The sequence below is a fragment of the Tenacibaculum sp. MEBiC06402 genome (assembly GCF_049239625.1).
Lineage (GTDB): Bacteria > Bacteroidota > Bacteroidia > Flavobacteriales > Flavobacteriaceae > Polaribacter.
In genome coordinates this window covers 1-23,571 of the sequence record NZ_JBMKKT010000085.1, presented here as the reverse complement: position 1 = coordinate 23,571, position 23,571 = coordinate 1, and the positions used below count along the sequence as shown (strand labels likewise).

The following is a 23,571-nucleotide window of genomic DNA, read 5'->3' as shown; positions in this document are numbered from 1 at the left end:
TTAGTTTTTCAGATTTTCAAGTACGAAATTGGTTAGTTTCGTAAACAAGTGTAATCTTGTGTTTTTTCCTTTGTAAATTCCATGTGCTCTATCAGGATAAATGAATAAATCAAACTGCTTGTTGTTTTCAACTAAAGCATTTACCATTCTCATTGTGTTTTGCACATGAACATTATCATCACCAGAACCATGAACTAAAAGGTATTTACCTTTTAATTTATCAGCATGCGTAATTGGTGAGTTTTCGTCATATCCTGAGGCATTTTCTTGTGGAGTTGTCATGTAACGTTCTGTATAAACAGTATCATAAAAACGCCATGAAGTTACAGGAGCAACTGCTATTGCCATTGAAAACACATCGTTTCCTTTTAGAATACAATTCGTACTCATAAAACCACCATAAGACCAACCCCAAATTCCAATTTTACTTGCATCAATATAAGGTTCTGTTGAGAAAAATTTAGCTGCTGCTATTTGATCTTCAACCTCGTATTTACCTAATTCTTTCTGAGTTACTTTCTTAAAATCTCTTCCTTTTAATCCTGTACCTCTTCCGTCAACACATGCAATAACTATTCCTTTTTGTGCTAACATTTGATGCCAGTAATCGTTACTTGAGTTCCAACGGTTTGCTACCTGCTGAGAACCAGGACCTGAATATTGGAACATTAGTAATGGATATTTTTTATTTGGATCGAAATCTACAGGTTTAATAACCCACATGTTTAAATCATTACCATTAATATTATAAGTAAAGAATTCTTTCTTACTCATTTTATAACCTCCAACTTTAACTTGAAGTTCAAGGTTATCTTTTAATGTTTTTATTTTAGTTCCTTTACCATCATACAATGTATAAGTTGGAACCTGAGTTGCAGAAGAGTGAGAATTGATAAAATACTTCATATTTTTACTAAATGAAGCATTACTTTGCCCAGTTTTTGGAGTTAACAATTTCTTTCCAGAACCATCAATACCAATAGAGTAAACTCCTCTATTAATTGATCCATTTTCAACTGATTGATAAAATATTTTATTTGTTTTTTTATCTAAACCATAATATTTAGTTACCTCCCAGTTACCTTTAGTAATTTGATTTTTTAAAGCACCAGTTTTATCATAATGGTAGATATGATTGTAACCATCTTTTTCACTAGTCCAAATAAAGCTATTATCATCTAAGAATGTTAGGTTGTCTTGAACATCAACATAAGCTGAATCTTTTTCATTTAATACAACTTTTGATGTATTTGTTTTAGCATCATAGAAATATAAATTTAAATCGTTTTGGTGACGATTTAATGCTGTTACCGATAAAACAGTTGGTTCTTTTGTCCATTGAATACGAGGAATGTATTCATAATTAGAAAGCTCAATTCTTTTGACACTTTTATCAGAAAAAGTAAATAGGTTCAATGTTACTTTTGCATTTTTTTCTCCAGCTTTAGGATACTTAAATGTATTCATAGAAGGATATAATTCATTTCCTGTTACATTCATTGAAAATTGTGCAACATCACTTTCATCGAAACGTAAAAAAGCAACATAGTTACTATCCGCACTCCAATCGAAAGCTCTTACAAAAGCAAATTCCTCCTCGTAAACCCAATCTGTAGTACCATTAATAATAGAATTGAACTTACCATCTGTCGTAACTTTCACCTCTCTATTTCCTTCTAGATCTCGTACATAAAGGTTGTTCTCTTTCGCGTAAGCTACTTTTTTACTATCAGGTGAAAAGGTTGGTTCTTGAATATCGTTCCCTAATAAGGTTAACTCTTTAGTCTTTACATCATACACATAAAAAGTCCCTTTTGAAGAATGACGATATACCTTTTTAAAATCAGTTCCTAATAATAATTTTGTTTCGTCATTATTAAAGGAATATGACGTAAAAGAAGCAAGATTATATAAGTCCTTACTATCTACAATAGTTTCAACTTTTAATTGGGTAGCGTAACTGTACTTATCTACAGATGAACTTCCTGTTTCTTGATTAAAGTTTAATACGGAATAAAAATCTCCATTCATGGAGTTTAGTGCATTCATGCGATCAGCAGAAAATGCTCCTGACCAAATTTCCTCTAAAGTTATTTCTTTCTTTCCTTGTGAAGTGATTGTAATACTATTTCCTATGAATAATACTACTAGTATTGCTAATAAGCGTGATTTTCCCATCAAAAAAATTGATTTATTTGATAATTTGATAAAACGACTGCCAAGTTTACGAAAAAATAATAAACTTTACAGTAATTTAACAGAAAACTCCTTTATATAAATGTGTTTTCTTTGAAAGATTTATCTTTGTTTTTTCTAAAACAAGATGAATGTCGAAGATTATTTCTGGTTTTTCAAAACTAAGTAAAGAAGAAAAAATTGATTGGTTAGCTGAAAACTATTTCAACAGTCAACCTGAAATCATTCAAACTATAAAACAATACTGGAATGTTGATGATAAATTACAACAACTCCATGACGATTTCATAGAAAACACTATTTCAAACTTTTACATGCCTTATGGTATTGCTCCAAACTTTCTAATTAATGGGAAAGAATATGTTATTCCTATGGTTGTTGAGGAAAGTTCAGTTGTTGCTGCCGCCTCAAAAGTTGCTAAATATTGGAGTACTCGAGGTGGATTTAAAACTGAGGTGATTTCGACAACGAAGATTGGTCAAGTTCATTTTATGTATTCAGGAGATAAGAAAGATCTGCAAAACTATTTCCAACTGAATAAAACCGAACTTTATGCTGCTACCGCATCTATCACCAAAAACATGGAAAAACGTGGTGGTGGTATTTTAGACATTGAGCTTGTAGACAAAACAGCTAAATTACAAGACTATTATCAGCTTCATGTAACTTTTGAAACAAAAGACAGCATGGGAGCTAATTTTATTAATTCTTGTTTAGAAGCCATTGCTAAAAGATTCCGAAATGACGACATTGAAATCGTCATGAGTATTCTTTCGAATTATGTACCAGAATGTTTGGTTCGTGCTGAGGTGAGTTGTCCAATTAAAGATTTAGGTGGTGAAAATCCAGAAAAGTTTGCCTATAAATTTGAACAAGCTGTTAAAATCGCAGAAATAGAACCTTACAGAGCAGTGACTCACAACAAAGGAATTATGAACGGAATTGATGCTGTTGTTCTGGCTACTGGAAATGATTTTAGAGCTATTGAATCCGGTGCACATGCTTATGCTGCTAGAAATGGAGAATATACTAGTTTAACGCATTGCGAAGTGAAAAATGGAATTTTCAGATTTTGGATTGAAATTCCTTTGGCTTTAGGAACTGTAGGAGGTTTAACTGCTTTACATCCTATGGCAAAACTGTCACTAGACATGATGCAAAAACCTTCTGCTAGAACTTTAATGCAGATTATTGCAGCAGCTGGTTTAGCTCAAAATTTTGCAGCTTTAAGAGCATTAACCACAAAAGGTATTCAACATGGACATATGAAAATGCACTTGATGAATATTTTGAATCAGCATAATGCAACTAAAAGTGAAAAAGAAGAAGTTGTTGCTTATTTTGAAAATAGAACTGTTTCTCACAGTGCTGTAGTTGAAAAAATCAATTCGCTAAGAAAACCTAAAATTAATAGGGTCGACTTTTCAAATGAAAATGAAGTAAGAAACAAACTTCAATCTTTAACAATAGATTCTAAACCTATTTTCGGGAATATGAATGCACAACAAATGATTGAACATTTAAGCGCTGTTACACAAATTCCGAATGGAAATTGGAAAGTAGATATTTTCGTAGATGATGAAAAAGCGGCAAGAAGAAAACCTTTTTTAGATACCGACAATGAATTACAACCAGGGTTTAAACCCTCATTTCTATCAGAAAATCCGACACCTTTAAAGTTTAACTCAATTGATGAGGCAATTGAAGATCTAATAAATCAAGTAAAACTCTTCTTTGAAATTTTTGAAAAAGAACCTTCAAGAACAATTACACATCCTTTCTTCGGAGATTTAGATTTTGAGTATTGGAAAAAGTTTCAAGTGAAGCATTTTACACATCATTTTAAACAGTTTGGATTGGTAAAATAAATAATGGTGGCTGAGCGGAGTCGAAGCTATTTATATAAAACCTTGGTGATTTTTTCCATATTTAATCAAATAAAAAATGAAAAAAGGATATTTATATATTTTAGAATGTTGTGATGGAAGTTTTTATACTGGTAGCACTTTAGATATAGAAGTAAGATTAAAAGAACATCAGGAAGGAAATGGCGCTATTTACGCTAAAAAAAGATTGCCAGTGAAATTGGTTTATTTAGAAAAGTTCACCAGTATTGAAAAAGCATTTCATAAAGAAAAACAAATACAAGGCTGGAGTAGAAAAAAGAAATTAGCTATAATTGAACAAAATTTTGATTTACTCCCTAAATTAGCTGAATGTAAAAATGAGTCTCACTTTAATAATAAATAACAATATAGCTTCGACTCCGCTCAGCCACCTATTAAAAGCAATAGTATAAAATTGAAAAAGTTCTACTCAAACGGAAAATTACTACTCACTGGGGAATATGTTGTTTTAGATGGAGCGACCTCATTGGCAGTTCCTACTAAATACGGACAAGATTTAATAATTCAACCTATTGAAGAACCAATTTTGGTTTGGGGAAGTTTTACCAATGAAGGAAATTGTTGGTTTGAAGCACAATTCAGCTTACCGAAACTTCGATTAACCTCAGCTTCTTTCAATTCCGAAAAAGAAGGTAGTTCTGAAACTATTGCAGAAACTTTACAAACAATTTTACAAGAAGCTAGAAAACTGAACCCCGATTTCTTGCAAACGAAAAAAGGTTTTATTGTAAAAACGAATTTGACATTTCCACAAGATTGGGGACTAGGAAGTTCCTCTACCTTAATTAATAACATTGCTACATGGGCAAATGTTAATCCGTTTGACTTATTATGGAATGCATTTTCTGGAAGTGGTTATGATATTGCTTGTGCTAAATATAACTCTCCTATTTTCTATACATGTAAAGATAGTAAACCTATTATTTCAGAAGTTAACTTCTCTCCTACTTTCAAAGACAATTTATTTTTTGTCTACTTAAATCAAAAACAAAACAGTAGAGAAGGAATTAAAAGATACCGAGAAAAGAAACAGCATATAGAAAGCGAGATAAATAGAATTTCAGAAATATCTAAAGAAATGATTTCCACCAACTCTTTATCAGAATTTGAACTTCTTATAGCTGAACATGAATCCATTATTTCGTCTATTATTGAGCTACCAAAAGTAAAAGATCTATTATTCTCAGATTACTTTGGACAAGTAAAAAGTTTAGGAGCCTGGGGAGGCGACTTCATTTTAGCAACAGGAAATCAAGACACACCGAACTATTTTAAACAGAAAGGATTTACAACTGTAATTCCTTACAAAGACATGATTTTATGAGTAAAATTGTAATTATCGGTGGCGGTGCCGCAGGATTTTTTACAGCAATTAATGCGAAGGAATTGAATCCTGATTTAGACATTACAATTCTTGAAAAAGGAAAAGATGTTTTACAAAAAGTTAAGATTTCTGGTGGCGGAAGATGTAATGTAACTCATGCTTGCTTTGAACCCAAAGAACTAACAAAATTTTATCCGCGAGGACAAAAAGAACTTCTAGGACCATTTCATCAGTTTATGACTGGTGATACTTTTGAATGGTTTGAAAATAAAGGAGTTCCTTTAAAAATTGAAAGCGATAATAGAGTTTTCCCAGAAGCAAATACTTCTCAAGCAATTATTGATTGTTTCCAAAAAGAAATTAATCGTTTAAACATTAAAGTTCTTACCAGTAAAGGTGTTACAACTTTTTATAAAGAAGGTGAAAAGTGGATTGTTAAAACTAAAGAAGAAGAGTTTGTTGCAGACAAACTAGTTATTGCAGCTGGAAGTAGTAAAAAGATTTGGGATATTTCAAAAGAATTAAATCATTCTATTATTCCAACTGTTCCATCTTTATTTACATTCAACATAAAAGATGATCGAATTAAAGATTTAGGTGGAGTTTCCGTACCGAATGCTCGGGTAAAAATTAATGGAACAAAATTAGAAAACTATGGTCCTTTATTAATTACTCATTGGGGAATGAGCGGCCCGGCAGTTTTAAAACTTTCTGCTTTTGGCGCAAGAATTTTAGCTGATAAAAACTACAAATACAGTGTTAGTATTAATTGGCTCTCGAAATCAGAAGAACAAATCTCAGAAGAACTTCAAGAACTAAAAAATAAAAACTCACGTAAACAAATCGGATTAAAATCTCCTTTTCAAGAAATTCCAAGACGTTTATGGGAAAGATTAATTATTGCTAGTAAAATTCGATTACAACAAAATTGGGCAGACACCAACAAAACTCAATTATTAGCTTTAGCTGAACAACTGACAAAAGCTACTTTTAATGCAGATGGAAAATCTACTTTTAAGGAAGAATTTGTAACAGCTGGAGGAATTGATTTAAAAGAAATTAATTTCAAACGTTTTGAAAGCAAGATTCATAAGAATTTGTTTTATGTCGGTGAAATCCTAAATATTGATGCAGTTACTGGTGGATTTAACTTTCAGAATGCTTGGACAGGAGGTTGGATTTGCGCTAACGCAATTGCAGAGTAAAGAGTAAAGAGTAAAGAGTAAAGAGTAAAGAAAATTACTAATTTTTATAATCTTCTTTACCCCTTTAAAATAAAATCTAACTTTAGACTTTAGACTTTAGACTTTAGACTTTAGACTTTAGACTGAATACTAAAAATCACTCTTCTTCATCAGATTCGTAACCATTAAATATCATGGTGTAACCATACTCTTTAGCTTCGTCATAAAATTCACGGTTTTCTTTGTCTAATTCCGTCTCATCATCAATTTCAAAAAATTCATCATCAACCGATTCAACTTTCCATCCTTCTTCTTCTGTGTAATATTTTGCCAACTGAATTGCCCCTTCGGCATCAGCATAGTCTATATAAACACTTACGAAAGCCCCTACAACTTTATCATAATATTCCGTTCCTTTTTTAGGCTTTGCGTGTAAATTAATTAAATACATAATTGTTAATTTTAGTTTGTTAATAACTCATAACCGTACCGTAGTAAAGCAATTGATATGTTTTGACATCTAACAATAAATAATTTAAAGACATCATAATTCCGTAGTTTGATTTATCATAAAACAATTGTTCGAAATAAGAAATTTGATTTCCGTCGTGATCATAATACTCGCCATTAGTTTTGAAATGATCCTCATAAAAATTTTCTAATTGCGACAGTTTATGAACATTCACTCTAACAGATATTGTGTACAAGCTATCAATTTTTACCTTCAACTGACGTCCAGCTCGAGTTAAATTTCCGTTACTTTTAAATAAAATATTCTTGTAATAATCTTCATCTAATAGATCATACAACACTCGTTCAGAATTAACTTCCTTTTGAGTTTTTATAATAAATTTAGATAAGTTATTTGACAATCTATTAAGTTCAGCTATTCGAACTCTAGTTTTTTGAAACATTAATGGTTTTTCATCCGCTTGCTTTTCAAAAAAAGCGGTTCTACCTTCTATAATATCATCACTCACACGAATTGATTTCACTACAGATTTATGAGCACTATACGTTGAAAAGTTATGCTGGGCAAAACCAGCTAAAGAGACAAATATTAAAAGTAAAACTACTCTGCTGGACATATTATTTTGTTTCAATATAATACAAAATACAATATTTTAATTTAAATAAACCTTTTTGTATTTCGCAAAAGTTAAAATAAGACAAAACTAATCTGCTAATTCTCCTCTATGTGGCTTCAACGCATCTCTAAATATTTTCATTTTGGACTCATCTACAGTAATAAAAGCAATGGTAAACATTTCATTTAACTGAGTAAAATCCACGTCATGATAACTAAGGTTTTCTAGCTGAGCAAACTCTTTAAGGTGAACACAATGATGCTTTGCAGTTTCGAATGCATCGGGACCTTTAAAATCCCAAATTAATTTTATCTTTCGTTCCATAGCACAAAAATACCCAATTCATTCTTGAATTGGGTAAACATAATATACTTTGACAGTAAGTTATTTTTTCTTTACCGCTAATCCTATTATAAACAATCTTCCCACTAAAAAAGCAAACATTCCAAACGAAGGAGATAGTAATCCGATTTTTAAACCTCCTGCAAGCATTGGTGTTGCAATATTTTTACTAGCATCCGACATTGCATCAAAAGCACCGATTAAACCTATCATCATTCCTAAGAATCCCCAAACCAAAGCAAATAAACTAATATGACTTAACAACTCTTTAAGTTTACCTTGCTCATCTTCTTTTTTCAAAGCCATCACTCCAAGACCGATACAGGTTAAAAGCATTAAAAAAATTGGATACATAAAAATTGGACCTCCTTCATTCATTCTTTTGAAAAGTTCTCCTAAAATTAAAAAGTTCATAGTATTGTGTTTTTAAAATTAATATGCTCCAAAAGTATGAGCGACACACGACTGATTATTTTCATTTCGATGAATGACAAATCTAATTATAAACTCGACATGTTTAATGAGAGTTTTGGTAAATACGTCGAAACCCTATGTTTTTCTGAATTTCGTCGCAACTATTATTATATTGATGTAAAAAATATAATATTGCACCAGTGAAATTTGCAAAAAAATATTTTAAAGAGTTTGTCAGTATAATTGTTCATCTATTATTCTGGATTGGTGTGTATTTCTTTTTCACGTATTATCTTGGGTACGGAAGTACAAACACTGCTTATATAAATAGGTTTGCCTTTTACTTAATGCCAATAACCATGGCTTTAGGATACTTTTTTTTCTATTTCTTAATTCCGAAATATCTTCTTGTTAAAAAACATTTTCAATTTGGAGTATATTCTATTTATACATTCATCATATCCTTCTTTTTTATTGCGCTTTCCATATTCTACGGAATGGTATTGTCACATAAATTAGTCATTGAAGAGACGAATCCTTTAACTAAAACCGTCCCATACATTATTTTTGGAGTTTACTTTGTTACACTTTTAGTAATCGTATTAGGTTTATTAATAAACAACTATAAGGCATCCTTAAAAAGTGAAGATTTAAAAAATAAATTTTTGGCTACTCAACTTCAATTAAAAGAGCAAGAGTTGAAATATCTTAAAATGCAAATTCATCCACATTTTCTATTCAACACCCTTAATACATTATATGGATTCGCCCTTAAAAAATCTGAAAAAACACCTGAAGTAATTTTAAAACTCTCCGGTTTATTAGATTATATTTTATATCAAGTAAACAAACCACTTGTTTTACTAGAAGATGAAATTCAACATATTAAAAACTATATTACCTTAGAAAAAATACGATTTAGCAATCAACTTGATATCGAATTTAATCATTCTAAGAACCAAAATAACTTAATGATCCCTCCAATGCTTTTGCTTCCTTTTGTTGAAAATGCATTCAAACATGGAACAAGAGTAAATGGAGTTTTATCCATTTCTTTAAGCATTGAAGTAAAGAACAACTATTTATTCTTTACATGTAAAAACTCTACAAAACCTAAAGAACTCGAGAATAAAGGCATAGGTTTAACAAACATAAAAGAACGCTTAGAAAAACTATTTGAAGATGACTATATCTTAACAATATCCGAAGAAACCAATCAATTTTCATCCTTTCTAAAAATCCCTATTCAAAATGATTGAAACTTATAAATGTGTTGTTGTTGATGATGAACCTATAGCAAGAGAAATTATAGAGAGCTTCATTAATAAAACTCCCAATCTAAAATTAATTGGTAGTTTTCCGGATGCAGTTGAAGCTCTTAATTTTCAACAAAAAGAAGAAGTTGATATTTACTTTTTAGATATAAATATGCCCGATATTAATGGATTAAGCCTAGCAAAGATCATTAATAAAAAAGCACACATAATTTTCACAACCGCTTACAGAGATTATGCTATTGATGGATTTAACTTGAATGTTATTGATTATTTATTAAAACCAATAGCTTTTGATAGATTTTTGCAAGCAATAGAAAAAATACCGAAGAAAGCAACTTCCATAAAGGACACATTAAACTACGAAGTAAAGAGTGATTTTTTATTTATTCGGTCGGATCGAAAAATGATAAAAGTATCTTTTAACGACATCCTATATATTGAAAGTTTGAGTGATTATATTAAAATTCACCTTGAAAATCAAGTATTAGTAACACGGGAAACTATTAGTAATATTTACGTAAAACTTCCTACCCATAGGTTTCTAAGAATTCATCGGTCTTACGTTATTTCTATCGATAAAATTCAGTCTTACACAAATGAATTTATTGAAGTTTCGAATAAGGCGTTACCTATTAGCAGAAGTTATAAGGAAACTGTACTTCAAAAATTAGCGGAAATGTAAGCTAAGCTCTATCTTAGCAAAAAATTTGGATTTTGAATAATACAGACTTTACTTTTAAGGGAAATACAGATAATATTGAAAAAACAAGCCATACGTGGCAAACACCAAGTAATATTGCATTGGTAAAATATTGGGGAAAAAGTGAGCCTCAATTACCGAAAAATGCATCTATAAGTTTTACCTTAAACAAATGTCATACTACAACTAAAATAGAATTTAGACGAGTTGAAAAGAGCAACAAACCTAAATTTGAGCTATACTTTGAAGGAAAAAAGAAAGACGACTTTAAACCAAAAATCGCTAAATTTTTTGAACGAATTAAAGAATACTGCTCTTACATTTTTGAATATGAAATGATTATAAGTTCAGAAAACTCTTTTCCTCATAGTAGCGGAATTGCGTCTTCTGCAAGTGGTATGAGTGCTATTGCTATGTGTTTATTAAGTTTGGAAAAGGAATTAAATCCAAAGATGACGGAAGATTATTTTAATCAAAAAGCATCTTTTCTAGCTAGACTTGGTTCCGGAAGCGCTAGTAGAAGTATCGAAGGACCACTAGTTGTTTGGGGAGATCACCCAGAAATAGAAGGAAGTTCAGATTTATTCGGTGTTAAATTTCCATATCATGTTCATAAAATTTTCCACAACTATCAGGATACTATTTTGTTAGTTGATAAAGGAGAAAAACAAGTTTCGAGTACAGTCGGTCATAATCTTATGCATAATCACCCGTATGCTGAAAACAGATTCAAACAGGCAAATGACAATTTAGGAAAGCTTTCAAAAATTTTACAAACTGGAGATATTAAGGAATTTATTAATCTAGTTGAGAGCGAAGCTTTAACTCTTCATGCAATGATGCTTACGAGCAATCCCTACTTCATCTTAATGAAGCCTAATACGTTAAATATTATCAATGAAATTTGGAAATATAGACAAGAAAACAATAGCAATGTTTGTTTTACGTTAGACGCAGGCGCTAATGTCCACTTACTATATCCAGAACAAGAAAAGGAAAACATTAAAAAACTCATAGACAACAGGTTAAAAAACTATTGCCAAAAAAATCATTATATTTGTGATAGTACCAGTTTAGGTGCTAAATATTTATAACCTAATACTCCCCTAAATCATGAAAAAAGTTACAAAATTTTTAACCTTTTTCTTTATCGTATTTATTGCAACATCAGGTTTTGCTCAGAAGACCATTTGGTTTGATGAGAATTGGCAAGAGACTACAAAAGAAAAAAGTACGTATTACAGACCTCAACCTAAAAAGGTGAAAAGTGGGTATTGGATTGTTGATTACTACAAAAATGGACAAATCCAAATGGAAGGTTACAGCACCGTTAACGAACCTAATAAAGAACAATTTGACGGATTAGTTACTTACTATCATCAAAACGGAAAAGCTTATCACAAAGCAAATTACAAAAATGGTAAGTTAGAGGGTGTACGAAAAGTTTTTTATGAAACAGGTGAGTTAAAACAACAAGGACGCTATAAAGATGGAAAACGTCAGGGCGTTTGGAAAACATTTTATAAAAACGGAAAAATTCAAACCAAAGGAAAGTACAAAGACAATGAAAAGGTTGGAATTTGGAAAACGTTTTATAAAAATGAATATTAAGTAATTAGCAAATTATACTTATCTTTGTTTTACAAACTTGAAAAATAGATGAAAGGACCTCTTTTTTATGCTAAAATTTTACTTTTTGGCGAGTACGGAATCATTAAAGATTCTAAAGGTTTAGCAATCCCTTTTAACTCTTATAAAGGAGCTTTAAAATCAGCTCAAAACTTAAGTGGAGAAGCTAAAAAATCTAACGAGAATTTAAAATCATTTTACAGTTATTTAAATAATTCAAATTCTGATTTAGTTTCATTTGATTTAGAAAGTTTCAAAGAAGACATTTCTTCTGGAATGTATTTCGATTCTTCGATTCCTCAAGGATATGGTGTAGGAAGTTCAGGTGCTTTAGTTGCATCGATCTACGATAAATACGCCAATGATAAAATCACAGTTTTAGAAAACTTAACAAGAGATAAGCTTATCAAATTAAAAGAGATTTTTTCGATGATGGAATCTTTCTTTCATGGAAAAAGCTCTGGTTTAGATCCTCTTAACTCATACCTAAGCATACCAATTTTAATCAATTCAAAAGAAAATATTGAAGCTACTGGAATTCCATCACAAAAAGAAGGAAAAGGTGCTGTTTTCTTATTGGATTCAGAGCAAGTAGGTGAAACTGAACCTATGGTAAATATCTTCATGAACAAGATGAAAAATGAAGGTTTCCGTAAAATGTTGAGTGAAGAATTCGCTACATATACCGATGCTTGTATCGAAGATTTTCTAAAAGGAAATGTTACTTCATTATTCGGTAATGTAAAAAAACTTTCAAAAGTAGTTTTAGCTAATTTTAAACCAATGATTCCTAATGCTTTTCACAAAGTTTGGGAAAACGGAATACAAACTAATGATTACTACTTAAAACTTTGCGGATCTGGTGGTGGTGGATATATCCTTGGATTTGCCGAAGACTTTGAAAAAGCAAAACAAAGTTTAAAAAACTATAAATTAGAGATTGTGTATCGATTTTAACTATGCGTTTTTTTTCCTCAAACAATAAACTAGCTTTAAAGTTTCTAAGCTTATTTTCTGTAGTAAGAGGTTATAATATTTTAGTATTAGTAGCAGCTCAATATTTAGCTGCTATTTTCATTTTTTCAAATCAAAAAACTCTTTTTCCAATACTCTTAGACTGGCATCTATTGTATTTGGTACTTGCAACAGTTTGCGTGGTTGCATCTGGATATATCATCAATAATTTTTATGATGTAAAAGCCGACCGAATTAACAGACCTTTAAAAAGTGGATTAGACTCACAAATTAAACAAGAAACCAAACTATCGCTCTACTTTTTGCTTAATTTCATAGGATTTTGCTTTGGATGGTTGGTTTCTTGGAGAGCAGCCTTATTCTTTGCAATGTACATTTTTGGTATATGGCTGTACTCTCACAAATTAAAAAAGTTTCCTTTGATTGGGTTAATATCCGCAACAATACTTACGATACTTCCTTTCTTTGTTGTATTTGTTCACTTCAAAAACTTTTCTACCATTATTTTCATACATGCAATATTTCTATTTCTTGTAATTATGATACGAGAACTAATCAAGGATTTAGAAAACATAAAAGGAGCCCTAGTTAACAATTACAAAACGTTCCCAGTTGCTTATGGCGAAAAAAGAACCAAACAACTTATTATTTTCCTCGTTTCTCTTACATTTATCCCTACAATACTTCTTTTTAGTTACCGAGGAATATCCTATATGAAATATTACTTTTACCTAGCCTGTGCTATTTTGGTTTTTATAGGTGTTTATATTTTTAATGCAACGCAAAAAACTCAATACCAACTTATTCATAACATCTTAAAAATCTTATTACTAATTGGAGTTTTTAGTTTATTATTGATAGATAAATCATTACTTTTAGATAAGATTATTGACCAAATAAAATAACAAATATTTAAGATATTTTTTCACGAGTTTTTCAACTGAAAACCAAATATTTGAATTACATTTGCGGCCTCAAAATTTTTCATAAAATGAATAAAAATAACTCGTCGAGAGGACGACAAGCTGGAAAAAACAGCAATCCTCGCAATAAAAAAACATTCAATACAAGAAAGAATACGAAAAACTCTTCGAACACTAACAAAAGTAACGAAGAAACTGGAATCCGTTTAAACAAGTATATTGCTAATGCTGGAATCTGTTCTAGAAGAGAGGCAGATACTTATATTGAACACGGGAGTGTTACAGTGAATGGTAATCTTGTTACTGAAATGGGGTATAAAGTGCAACCTGGAGACGAAGTTCGTTTTGATGGCTCATTAATTTCTCAAGAACAAAAGAGATATATACTTTTGAATAAGCCAAAAAATTACATCACCACTATGGAGGATGATAGAGGAAGAAAAACTGTAATGGAATTGGTAGGTAATGCGACAAAAGAACGTATTTATCCTGTAGGTCGATTAGATAGAAATACTACTGGTTTGTTATTATTTACAAACGACGGTGAGCTGGCTAAAAAACTAACACACCCAAAACACAACGTAAGAAAGTTGTATCACGCATCGTTGGACAAAAAATTAAGTTTGGCTGATTTAGACAAACTAAGAGGAGATGTCGTTATCGAGGGAAGAAGAGTATTTATTGATGCTGTTTCTTATGTAGAAGGTGAAAAGAAAACAGAGGTAGGAATTGAAATTCATTCTGGAAGAAATAGAATCGTAAGGAAGATTTTCGAACATTTCGGTTATCATGTTACAAAATTAGACCGTGTGATTTTTGCTGGTTTAACAAAAAAGAATTTACCAAGAGGACGATACAGAGAATTAACTCAACAAGAAATTAATAATTTAAAAATGCTTTAAAATTGGTTATAGAAAACTTAAAATCTAAAATTGATTTAATAGTAGCTTCGGAAAGCACTAAAGAAGAAAAATTACAAGAGATTTGTGATTATTTAAAATCTGAAATATCTTATTATGATTGGGTCGGTTTTTATTTCAAAAATGGAGATAAAGAAGAATTAAAACTTGCTCAATATGCTGGTGAAGAAACTGAACACACGATTATTCCATTTGGAAAAGGAATTTGCGGGCAAGTTGCTGTTAGTAATGAGAACTTTGTTGTTCAAGATGTTTCTGAACAAGATAATTACATTTCTTGTGGATGGAAAGTAAAATCTGAGATTGTAATTCCAATTTTTATCAATGGAGAAAATATCGGACAAATCGATATAGATTCTCACACTTTGAATCCATTTTCAAAAGAAGATGAAGAACTTTTAGAATACATATGTAAAGAAATCACAGTTTTTTTATAAAAAGATGTGTAAATACTTGGAAATTAAGTTTTTTTCCATATTTTCGTAAAAGTTATTAACAATTTTACTAATCATTAATTCCCCTAAAGATGAGTAAACACATCCCTAATTATGAAGGTTTGGCTACGAAAGGTCAAGCCGACAAGTTGACTTTACTGGAAAAATTAGCTCTTTGGGTTCGAGATTTCCTAGAAAACGCAGAATAAAAAGTCAATAAAAGCATTTAAATCGGAAAAACTGAAAGTTATCAACAAGTTTTTCCGATTTTTTTTATGACTAACCTTCCTTAAAACGTTGAAGACAATCATACTTTTAGTATTTTTGCACGCTCAATAACAACACAACACAATGAGCAACGCAAAAAAAATTCAATCAGCACTTATTTCAGTTTTTCACAAAGATGGTTTAGAGCCAATTGTAAAAAAATTAAATGACTTAAACGTTACTATCTATTCAACTGGAGGTACCGAAAAATTCATTAAAGATTTAGGAATTGATGTAGTTCCTGTAGAATCAGTTACGGATTATCCATCTATTTTAGGAGGAAGAGTTAAAACACTTCACCCAAAAGTTTTCGGAGGAATTTTAAATCGTCAAGAAAACGAAGGAGATGTTGCTCAATTAGAAGAATATAATATTCCTCAAATCGATTTAGTTATAGTTGATTTATATCCGTTTGAAAAAACAGTTGCTTCTGGAGCACCAGAACAAGATATTATTGAGAAAATCGACATCGGTGGAATTTCGTTAATCAGAGCAGCTGCTAAAAACTTTAAAGACACTTGTATTGTTTCTTCAATGGAACAATATGATGAGTTCTTAAATTTAATCTCAGAAAACAACGGACAAACTACTATTTCTGATAGAAAAAAGTTAGCAGCAAAAGCTTTCAATATTTCATCACATTATGATACTGCGATTTTCAATTATTTTAATGAAGATGAAGTAGCGTATAAAGCCAGCGAAACAAATTCAAAAACACTTCGTTACGGAGAAAACCCACATCAAAAAGGATATTTCTTCGGGGATTTGGATGCGATGTTTGACAAATTACATGGTAAAGAATTAAGCTACAACAATTTATTAGATGTAGATGCTGCAGTTAATTTAATTAACGAATTTCAAGGTGAAGCTCCAACATTTGCTATTTTAAAGCATAACAACGCTTGCGGTTTTGCACAAAGAGAGAGTGTTTATCAGGCTTACGTTGACGCATTAGCTGGTGATCCAGTTTCTGCATTTGGAGGAATTTTAATCACCAATGTAACTATCGATAAAGCAACAGCGGAAGAAATTCATAAATTATTCTGCGAAGTTGTAATCGCTCCTTCTTTTGACGAAGATGCTTTAGAAATTTTAAAAGGCAAAAAGAATAGAATCTTATTAGTTCAGAAAGAAGTTAGTTTACCTGCACAAACAGTAAGAACTGCTTTAAACGGAGTGTTAGTTCAAGATAAAGACAATAAGACGGATAAAATTGAAGATTTATCTTATCCAACAAATACAAAACCAAGCGAAGAGCAAATTGAAGATCTACTTTTTGCTTCGAAAATTTGTAAGCATACAAAATCAAATACAATTGTTTTAGCTAAAAACAAGCAATTATGCGCTAGTGGAACTGGGCAAACAAGTCGTGTAGACGCATTAAGACAGGCAATTGAAAAAGCGAAAAGTTTTAATTTTGATTTAGACGAAGCTGTTATGGCCAGTGATGCATTTTTCCCTTTCCCTGATTGTGTTGAGATAGCAGACAATGCTGGAATTAAGAGTGTTATACAACCAGGAGGATCAATAAAAGATGAATTAAGCATCGATTATTGTAATAATAATAACATCTCAATGGTATTCACGGGAACAAGACACTTTAAACATTAAGGATTAAGGCGTCTTTTCTTTAATTTTTTTTGTTAGATTTGTGAGAATACATTGTTGAATCACATTTTAAATATTTTTTATGGGCTTTTTTGATTTCTTGACTGAGGAAATCGCAATCGATTTAGGAACTGCGAACACATTGATTATACATGACGGTAAAGTTGTAATCGATAGCCCTTCCATTGTTGCCAGAGATAGAATGTCTGGCAAAATTATAGCAACTGGAAAGGAAGCTCGCAAAATGCAAGGTAAAACTCATGAAAATATAAAAACCATTCGCCCATTAAAAGATGGAGTAATTGCTGATTTCCAAGCATCAGAAGAAATGATAAAAGAGTTTGTAAAACAAATTCCTTCTATCAGAAAAAAAATCTTCCCTCCTTCATTAAGAATGGTAATCTGTATTCCATCAGGAATTACTGAAGTAGAAAAACGTGCAGTAATTGATTCTGCTCGTCACATGAATGCAAAAGATATTTATCTCATCTACGAACCAATGGCTGCTGCTATTGGTGTAGGTGTTGATATCATGGAACCAAAAGGTAACATGATTATCGATATAGGTGGTGGTACAACAGAAATCGCCGTAATTGCGTTAGCTGGTATTGTTTGTGATCAATCTGTAAAAGTAGCAGGTGATTTATTTACAAGTGATATTATGTACTACATGAGAACTCAACATAACCTTTATGTTGGGGAAACTACAGCTGAAAAAATGAAAATCCAAATTGGTGCGGCTACCGAAGATCTTGAAGATGCTCCAGAAGATATGATGGTTCAAGGAAGAGATTTATTAAGTGGTAAACCGAAACAGGTTCAAGTTTCTTACCGAGAAATGGCTAAAGCTTTAGATAAATCGATTTTAAGGATTGAAGACGCAGTTATGGAAACATTATCTAAAACTCCGCCAGAATTAGCTGCAGATATTTATAATACTGGGATTTACTTAGCCGGTGGAGGATCAATGCTTCGTGGATTAGACAAACGACTTTCTCGTAAAACAGATTTACCTGTTTATGTAGCCGAAGACCCGTTAAGAGCAGTTGTAAGAGGTACAGGAATAGCTCTTAAAAACCTTGACAGATTTAAGAGTGTTTTAGTTAAATAATTAATTTCACTTTATGCAGCAGTTAATTTATTTCATACAGAGGTATAGGTATGCCCTATATTTTTTGCTGCTGTTATTTATTTCTCTGCTTCTAACCGTGAACAATCATAGTTATCATAGAAGCAAGTTTATTAGTTCTGCAAATAGTATTACCGGTGGTATTTTTGAAAAGCGAAAATCAATAACAGATTACTTAAATCTAAAAAAAGAAAACAAGGCTCTTATAGAAGAAAATCTCCGATTAAAAAATAAAATCGCCTACTTACATTCTAAAATTGATACCGCCAAGACATACAGTCATATCGACTCTGTTGAATACCAACAGCAATACAAATATATTGACGGTATAATTACAAAAAACGAGTATCACAAAGCTTATAATTACCTTAGTGTTAATCGAGGTAGAAGTCATGGCGTTTCCTCTGAAATGGCTGTTGTAAATGATCTTGGTGTAATTGGAGTTACAGATGCAGTGAGTAATTCTTATGCCCGAGTAAGATCTATTTTAAACAGAAACAACGAGCTAAGTGTTCGACTAAAAAACAAGGACATCAACGGAAAATATTATTATGGTTCTTTGAGCTGGAACGCTAAAGATTTCCAAATAGTACAATTGAATGATATTCCAAGACAAGCAACAATATCTATTGGAGATACTATTGTAACAAGTGGAAGATCTGCCATATTTCCAGAAGGAATATTAGTTGGATATATTAAAAATACGGATCAAAGGCAAACCAGTAATATTATAGAAGTTGAATTGTTTAATGATATGACTAGTTTAAGAAATGTATATATTATTAACAACTACCATAAAGAAGAAATAAAGGAATTAGAACAATTAAGAGATGAGTAGAAGGTCATTTTATTTACTATTTGTTTTTATAGGTCTAATACTTATTCAAGGATTAGTTCTAAACAATGTTTTATTATTCAATAAAATAAATCCGTATATCTATATTGCATTTATATTTATATATCCTTTTAAAAAAAATAGGTTTCCTGTCTTAAGCATAGCATTTTTACTTGGCTTATTTGTAGATATGTTTTCTGACTCTGGAGGTGTTCATGCCTTTGCCACAACCTTTATTACTTATCTACGCCCTTATTTTTTTAGAACCGTCTTTCAAAAGACCGAATTAGATTACGAATTTTTTAATTTGAAACAGGAATCTTTTGGAAAGGTCTTTAATTTTGTTGTCATTTTAACTTTCATTCATCACTTTTTGTTATTTAGTTTACTTAACTTTAGTTTTCAAAACTTTTTTTATGTACTAACCAATACAATTCTATCGGGGATATTTACGTTACTAATTTATTTTTTAGGTAGTTTTATTTTAAGCAGAAAGTAATAAACGTGAAAAGAAGCGCGCTTTTAATCATATTAATTTTATTGATTGGAATAATTTACATTGGTAGGTTATTTCAATTACAGGTTATTGAAGGAGGAACTGTTAATCCGATAAACAGTGCTACAGTAAAAGTAGAGTATGATTATCCACAAAGAGGATACATTTACGATAGAAATGGCAAACTATTAGTAGCAAATCAGCTATCCTACGACGTAATGGTAATTCCCAAGGAAGTTAAAAGCATTGACACTATTCAGTTTTGTAAACTATTAAAAATATCTAAAGAAGATTATATCAAGCGATTTAAAAAAGCTGAAAATTATGCCCGATGGCTTCCTTCTGTATTTCTAAAACAAGTAGCTAAAGAAGATTTCGCTTATCTGCAAGAAAAACTACACAAGTTTAAAGGCTTTTATATCCAACGACGTATTATTCGAGATTACCCAATTAATTCTGCAGCAAATATTTTAGGCTTCCTTGGTGAGGTAAATGAATTACAGGCAAAAGAAAGTGATTATTATGAAAATGGTGAATTAATTGGAAAATCAGGAATTGAAAATTATTACGAAGACATTCTTAGAGGTATAAAAGGAAAAAAATATTTTAATCGAGATAATTTAAATAGAATTACTGGATCATATAAGAATGGTGCTTACGACACTTTAGCTATGGCTGGTAAAGATTTAACTCTTACTATAGATAGTGATTTGCAAAGTTATGGAGAACAATTAATGAAAGGTAAACGTGGAGGAATTATTGTTTTAGAACCTGGAACAGGTGAAATTTTAGCTTTAGTTACAGCTCCTTCTTATAATCCTAATATGATGGTAGGAAGAAAAAGACGTGCTTTCTCTCAAATATTATTTTCAGACACCATTAATAACCCAACAATTGACAGAGGTTTACAAGCGGTGTATTCACCAGGTTCTCCCTTCAAAATTATAAATGGATTAATTGGTTTGCAGGAAAATGTTATTGATGAGCGAACAGCTGTATATTGTTATGGTGGATATCGTTACGGAAAAAGAAAACATGAATTCATGCGCTGTCACTGCGGAATCTACGGAAGGCCAATTCGTCTAAAAACAGCTATTGCAAGATCTTGTAATAGTTACTTTGCAGAAGTTTATCGTAAAATTATAAACAAAGCCGAAAACACGAAAACCGGATTCGATAATTGGAGTACTCAAGTCAAAAGTTTTGGTTTAGGTAATTACTTAGGCTATGATTTACCTGTTGGAAATAAAGGTTTAGTTCCAGACTCAAAATATTACGACGATAGATATTCTTTTGGATGGAGAGCAACAACTAATATCTCTAATGCAATCGGACAGGGAGAAATCTTGACAACTCCGATACAATTAGCCAATGCAACTGCCGCTATTGCTAATAGAGGCTTCTATTTTACTCCTCATATTGTTAAAAAGATAGATAATTCACCAATTGACAATTCAAAATTTGTGACTAAAAAAACAACTACTATCAATGCCAATCATTTCCCAAGTGTTATAGAGGCAATGCATGAGGTTTTTAAAACTGGAACAGGAAAATATAGTCAAGTAAAAGGTATTAATATTTGTGGAAAAACTGGTACCGTAGAAAATTTTACCCGAATCAATGGAGAAAAAATTCAACTTCCTGATCATTCTATTTTAATTGCATTTGCTCCCAAAGAAAATCCTAAGATAGCTATGGCGGTTTTCGTTGAAAACGGAGGTTTCGGATCAACTATTGCCGCACCTATTACAAGTTTAATGATTGAGAAGTACTTAACTGGTGATGTAACAAGGAAGCATATTGAAGATAGGATGCTTAATTTAAGCTTAAAAGAAACTTACGATAAACAATTAGAAAAAAGAGACTCTCTTGAGACAATTAAAGAATAACATATTTGCAAATTTAGATTGGCCGACAATTTTAATTTATTTTATCCTCGTCATTTTTGGGTGGATGAACATTTATGCTGCTTCATCTTCTGATTCAAATAAAGAAATATTTGACTTTACTACGAGATATGGAAAGCAAATGATCTTTATTTGTTTAGCTCTTCCACTAACAATCATCATTCTTTTCTTAAACTCAAAGTTCTACGAACAATTTTCTAGTTTACTCTATATATTCTCACTTGTTCTCTTAGCAGGGGTATTAGTTTTTGGTAAAAAGATAAACGGAGCTACGTCGTGGTATAATTTTGGAGGAATTGGACTTCAACCTTCTGAATTTTCTAAAGCTTTCACGGCACTTGCTCTTGCGAAATTAATGAGTGATCGTCAATACAATTTAAAACTAATCAAAAATCAAATAAAGGCATTTATTATAATATTTTTACCTGCATTTTTTATAGCACTTCAGCCTGATATGGGTTCTGTTTTGATTTATTTTTCTTTTTTCTTTGTACTGAATCGAGAAGGTTTAACACTTAAATACTTTATTTTAGGAATCACCACTATTGTTTTATTTCTACTTACCATATACTTCGGAACTAAAATAGTTTTAATATCAACCGTCATTTTATTAACTATAATTCTAATATACGTTGCTTATAAAAACAAACAGTTCATTAGATTTAATTGGCCTGTCATATTAATCGCTTATATCATAACGACTATATTTATTTCAGCCGTTGGATACACTTATACTAATATTTTAGAACAACATCAAAAAGATAGATTTGACATTCTTCTAGGTAAAATAAACGATAATAGCGGTATTGGTTACAATACGTATCAAGCTAAATTAACTATAAAATCTGGAGGTCCATGGGGTAAAGGATTTCTTCAAGGAGACAGAACACAAGGTAATTTTGTTCCAGAGCAGGATACCGATTATATTTTCAGTACTGTGGGTGAAGAATGGGGATTTTTTGGATCTTCCCTGGTCATGATTTTGTTTATGATACTATTGTTTCGAATCATCTTTTTAGCCGAAAAACAAACCAATAAGTTTTCTAGAATTTATGGGTACGGTGTAGTTTCCATTATTTTCTTTCACGTAATTGTGAATATCGGAATGGTTATAGGTCTTTTACCTACAATTGGAATACCACTACCCTTTTTTAGCTACGGAGGATCTTCTTTATGGGGTTTTACCTTATTACTCTTTATTTTTATCAGACTGGATGCTCATAAAAAATACGATTATTAAACGAATTTACAATTGCTAAAAACTAAGTAAACAACTTCCAACGCGAACAAAGTAAAGGCTTTGAGATTTCAACTTCAAAATACGAAATACACGGTTATGTATTATATGCAAGATGATATTAGAAACGAAATTAAATTGAAGTAAACCTAATGTAATTTTAGAAGAAATAATCATGAATGAAACTCCTTAATCACTGAGGAAAATAACAATAACAAAAAAAGCACTTCGATATTATCGAGGCGCTCTTATTAACTAACTTTAAAACTCTTTGTAACTTTCTTATAAAGCTGCTACGTGCTTAGCTAACTTTGACTTTAAATTAGCCGCTTTATTTTTGTGAATGATGTTGTTCTTTGCTAATTTATCTAACATAGAAACAACTTTAGGTAACATTCCTACAGCTTCATTCTTATCTGAAGTCGCTCTTAATTTTCTAACAGCATTACGAGTTGTTTTATGCTGATATTTATTTCTTAAGCGCTTCGCTTCGTTACTTCTAATTCTTTTAATTGCTGACTTATGATTTGCCATTTTACTAAATTCTTAAATGTTTATAAAAACTTTGTACTCCGTACGGGATTCGAACCCGTGTTACCAGGATGAAAACCTGGCGTCCTAACCCCTAGACGAACGGAGCAGTACAACTTTTCCAAGATTGCGGGTGCAAATATAAAATTATTTTTTTGTATTCACAATATTTTATCTTCTAAAAATCAGATAAAAAAAGCTTCGAAATTAATTCGAAGCTTTGTACTCCGTACGGGATTCGAACCCGT

At 31.2% G+C, this 23,571-nt stretch carries 23 protein-coding genes and 1 tRNA gene; 17 read left to right on the top strand and 7 right to left on the bottom strand.

The window, feature by feature from the left end:
* A complete protein-coding gene (locus ACOSP6_RS03895; RefSeq protein ID WP_422094456.1) occupies nt 1-2,178 on the bottom strand; it encodes a S9 family peptidase in 2,178 nt (725 codons plus the stop codon).
* Between the two features lie 149 nt (nt 2,179-2,327).
* On the opposite strand from ACOSP6_RS03895, the gene ACOSP6_RS03890 reads away from it, so the two are divergent.
* The 4 genes from ACOSP6_RS03890 to ACOSP6_RS03875 all read left to right on the top strand — a co-directional run bounded on the left by ACOSP6_RS03890 (nt 2,328) and on the right by ACOSP6_RS03875 (nt 6,632).
* Nucleotides 2,328-4,064 (top strand): hydroxymethylglutaryl-CoA reductase, degradative, encoded by a 1,737-nt coding sequence (locus ACOSP6_RS03890; RefSeq protein ID WP_422094455.1) that lies wholly within the window; start codon nt 2,328-2,330, stop codon nt 4,062-4,064.
* 76 nt (nt 4,065-4,140) lie between these two features.
* Nucleotides 4,141-4,446 (top strand): GIY-YIG nuclease family protein, encoded by a 306-nt coding sequence (locus tag ACOSP6_RS03885; RefSeq protein ID WP_422094454.1) that lies wholly within the window; start codon nt 4,141-4,143, stop codon nt 4,444-4,446.
* Between the two features lie 51 nt (nt 4,447-4,497).
* Nucleotides 4,498-5,427 carry a GYDIA family GHMP kinase gene (locus ACOSP6_RS03880; RefSeq protein WP_422094453.1) on the top strand — a complete coding sequence of 310 codons (930 nt, stop codon included), beginning with the start codon at nt 4,498-4,500 and terminating at the stop codon, nt 5,425-5,427.
* Nucleotides 5,424-6,632, top strand: coding sequence for an NAD(P)/FAD-dependent oxidoreductase (locus ACOSP6_RS03875; RefSeq protein ID WP_422094452.1), 1,209 nt, complete (start codon nt 5,424-5,426; stop codon nt 6,630-6,632). The genes ACOSP6_RS03880 and ACOSP6_RS03875 overlap by 4 nt, the downstream gene beginning before the upstream one ends.
* A gap of 136 nt (nt 6,633-6,768) precedes the next feature.
* Here ACOSP6_RS03875 and ACOSP6_RS03870 read toward each other — a convergent pair whose 3' ends face one another.
* The 4 genes from ACOSP6_RS03870 to ACOSP6_RS03855 all read right to left on the bottom strand — a co-directional run bounded on the left by ACOSP6_RS03870 (nt 6,769) and on the right by ACOSP6_RS03855 (nt 8,455).
* Complete coding sequence (locus ACOSP6_RS03870; protein WP_422094451.1) at nt 6,769-7,062, bottom strand: hypothetical protein; 294 nt, start codon at nt 7,060-7,062, stop codon at nt 6,769-6,771.
* A gap of 19 nt (nt 7,063-7,081) precedes the next feature.
* Nucleotides 7,082-7,699: a hypothetical protein gene (locus ACOSP6_RS03865; protein ID WP_422094450.1), complete on the bottom strand. Its 618-nt coding sequence runs from the start codon at nt 7,697-7,699 to the stop codon at nt 7,082-7,084.
* Between the two features lie 87 nt (nt 7,700-7,786).
* Nucleotides 7,787-8,023, bottom strand: a complete 237-nt coding sequence (locus ACOSP6_RS03860) for a hypothetical protein (RefSeq protein ID WP_422094449.1) — start codon at nt 8,021-8,023, stop codon at nt 7,787-7,789.
* A 60-nt stretch (nt 8,024-8,083) separates the two neighbouring features.
* Complete coding sequence (locus ACOSP6_RS03855) at nt 8,084-8,455, bottom strand: MotA/TolQ/ExbB proton channel family protein (RefSeq protein ID WP_422094448.1); 372 nt, start codon at nt 8,453-8,455, stop codon at nt 8,084-8,086.
* 200 nt (nt 8,456-8,655) lie between these two features.
* On the opposite strand from ACOSP6_RS03855, the gene ACOSP6_RS03850 reads away from it, so the two are divergent.
* The 13 genes from ACOSP6_RS03850 to rodA all read left to right on the top strand — a co-directional run bounded on the left by ACOSP6_RS03850 (nt 8,656) and on the right by rodA (nt 22,795).
* Entirely contained in the window at nt 8,656-9,714 is a 1,059-nt protein-coding gene (locus tag ACOSP6_RS03850; RefSeq protein ID WP_422094447.1) for a sensor histidine kinase, read from the top strand.
* On the top strand, nt 9,707-10,414 hold the full coding sequence (locus tag ACOSP6_RS03845) for a LytR/AlgR family response regulator transcription factor (RefSeq protein WP_422094446.1): 708 nt from the start codon (nt 9,707-9,709) through the stop codon (nt 10,412-10,414). The genes ACOSP6_RS03850 and ACOSP6_RS03845 overlap by 8 nt, the downstream gene beginning before the upstream one ends.
* Nucleotides 10,415-10,446: 32 nt before the next feature.
* On the top strand, nt 10,447-11,526 hold the full coding sequence (locus ACOSP6_RS03840; RefSeq protein ID WP_422094445.1) for a diphosphomevalonate/mevalonate 3,5-bisphosphate decarboxylase family protein: 1,080 nt from the start codon (nt 10,447-10,449) through the stop codon (nt 11,524-11,526).
* Between the two features lie 19 nt (nt 11,527-11,545).
* A complete protein-coding gene (locus tag ACOSP6_RS03835) occupies nt 11,546-12,043 on the top strand; it encodes a toxin-antitoxin system YwqK family antitoxin (protein ID WP_422094444.1) in 498 nt (165 codons plus the stop codon).
* 48 nt (nt 12,044-12,091) lie between these two features.
* Entirely contained in the window at nt 12,092-13,018 is a 927-nt protein-coding gene (locus ACOSP6_RS03830; RefSeq protein ID WP_422094443.1) for a mevalonate kinase family protein, read from the top strand.
* 2 nt (nt 13,019-13,020) lie between these two features.
* Complete coding sequence (locus ACOSP6_RS03825) at nt 13,021-13,941, top strand: geranylgeranylglycerol-phosphate geranylgeranyltransferase (protein WP_422094442.1); 921 nt, start codon at nt 13,021-13,023, stop codon at nt 13,939-13,941.
* An 86-nt stretch (nt 13,942-14,027) separates the two neighbouring features.
* Nucleotides 14,028-14,861, top strand: a complete 834-nt coding sequence (locus ACOSP6_RS03820; protein WP_422094441.1) for a pseudouridine synthase — start codon at nt 14,028-14,030, stop codon at nt 14,859-14,861.
* 2 nt (nt 14,862-14,863) lie between these two features.
* Complete coding sequence (locus ACOSP6_RS03815) at nt 14,864-15,316, top strand: GAF domain-containing protein (RefSeq protein ID WP_422094440.1); 453 nt, start codon at nt 14,864-14,866, stop codon at nt 15,314-15,316.
* A gap of 348 nt (nt 15,317-15,664) precedes the next feature.
* Nucleotides 15,665-17,191: a bifunctional phosphoribosylaminoimidazolecarboxamide formyltransferase/IMP cyclohydrolase gene (gene purH / locus ACOSP6_RS03810; RefSeq protein WP_422094439.1), complete on the top strand. Its 1,527-nt coding sequence runs from the start codon at nt 15,665-15,667 to the stop codon at nt 17,189-17,191.
* A gap of 79 nt (nt 17,192-17,270) precedes the next feature.
* Complete coding sequence (locus ACOSP6_RS03805; RefSeq protein WP_422094438.1) at nt 17,271-18,299, top strand: rod shape-determining protein; 1,029 nt, start codon at nt 17,271-17,273, stop codon at nt 18,297-18,299.
* Between the two features lie 13 nt (nt 18,300-18,312).
* Nucleotides 18,313-19,155 (top strand): rod shape-determining protein MreC, encoded by an 843-nt coding sequence (gene mreC, locus ACOSP6_RS03800; protein ID WP_422094437.1) that lies wholly within the window; start codon nt 18,313-18,315, stop codon nt 19,153-19,155.
* Between the two features lie 501 nt (nt 19,156-19,656).
* Nucleotides 19,657-21,537, top strand: coding sequence for a penicillin-binding protein 2 (mrdA, locus tag ACOSP6_RS03795; RefSeq protein WP_422094436.1), 1,881 nt, complete (start codon nt 19,657-19,659; stop codon nt 21,535-21,537).
* Nucleotides 21,518-22,795 (top strand): rod shape-determining protein RodA, encoded by a 1,278-nt coding sequence (gene rodA, locus ACOSP6_RS03790; RefSeq protein WP_422094435.1) that lies wholly within the window; start codon nt 21,518-21,520, stop codon nt 22,793-22,795. Before mrdA ends, rodA begins: the two co-directional genes overlap by 20 nt.
* A 279-nt stretch (nt 22,796-23,074) precedes the next feature.
* Here the strand turns inward: rodA and rpsT are convergent, their stop codons facing one another.
* Both rpsT and ACOSP6_RS03780 read right to left on the bottom strand, forming a co-directional pair.
* The gene (gene rpsT, locus ACOSP6_RS03785) at nt 23,075-23,326 is read right to left on the bottom strand and encodes a 30S ribosomal protein S20 (protein ID WP_348712449.1); all 252 of its coding nucleotides are present in this window, start codon (nt 23,324-23,326) and stop codon (nt 23,075-23,077) included.
* A 34-nt stretch (nt 23,327-23,360) separates the two neighbouring features.
* Nucleotides 23,361-23,432, bottom strand: a tRNA-Glu gene (locus ACOSP6_RS03780).
* Nucleotides 23,433-23,571 lie beyond the last annotated feature (139 nt).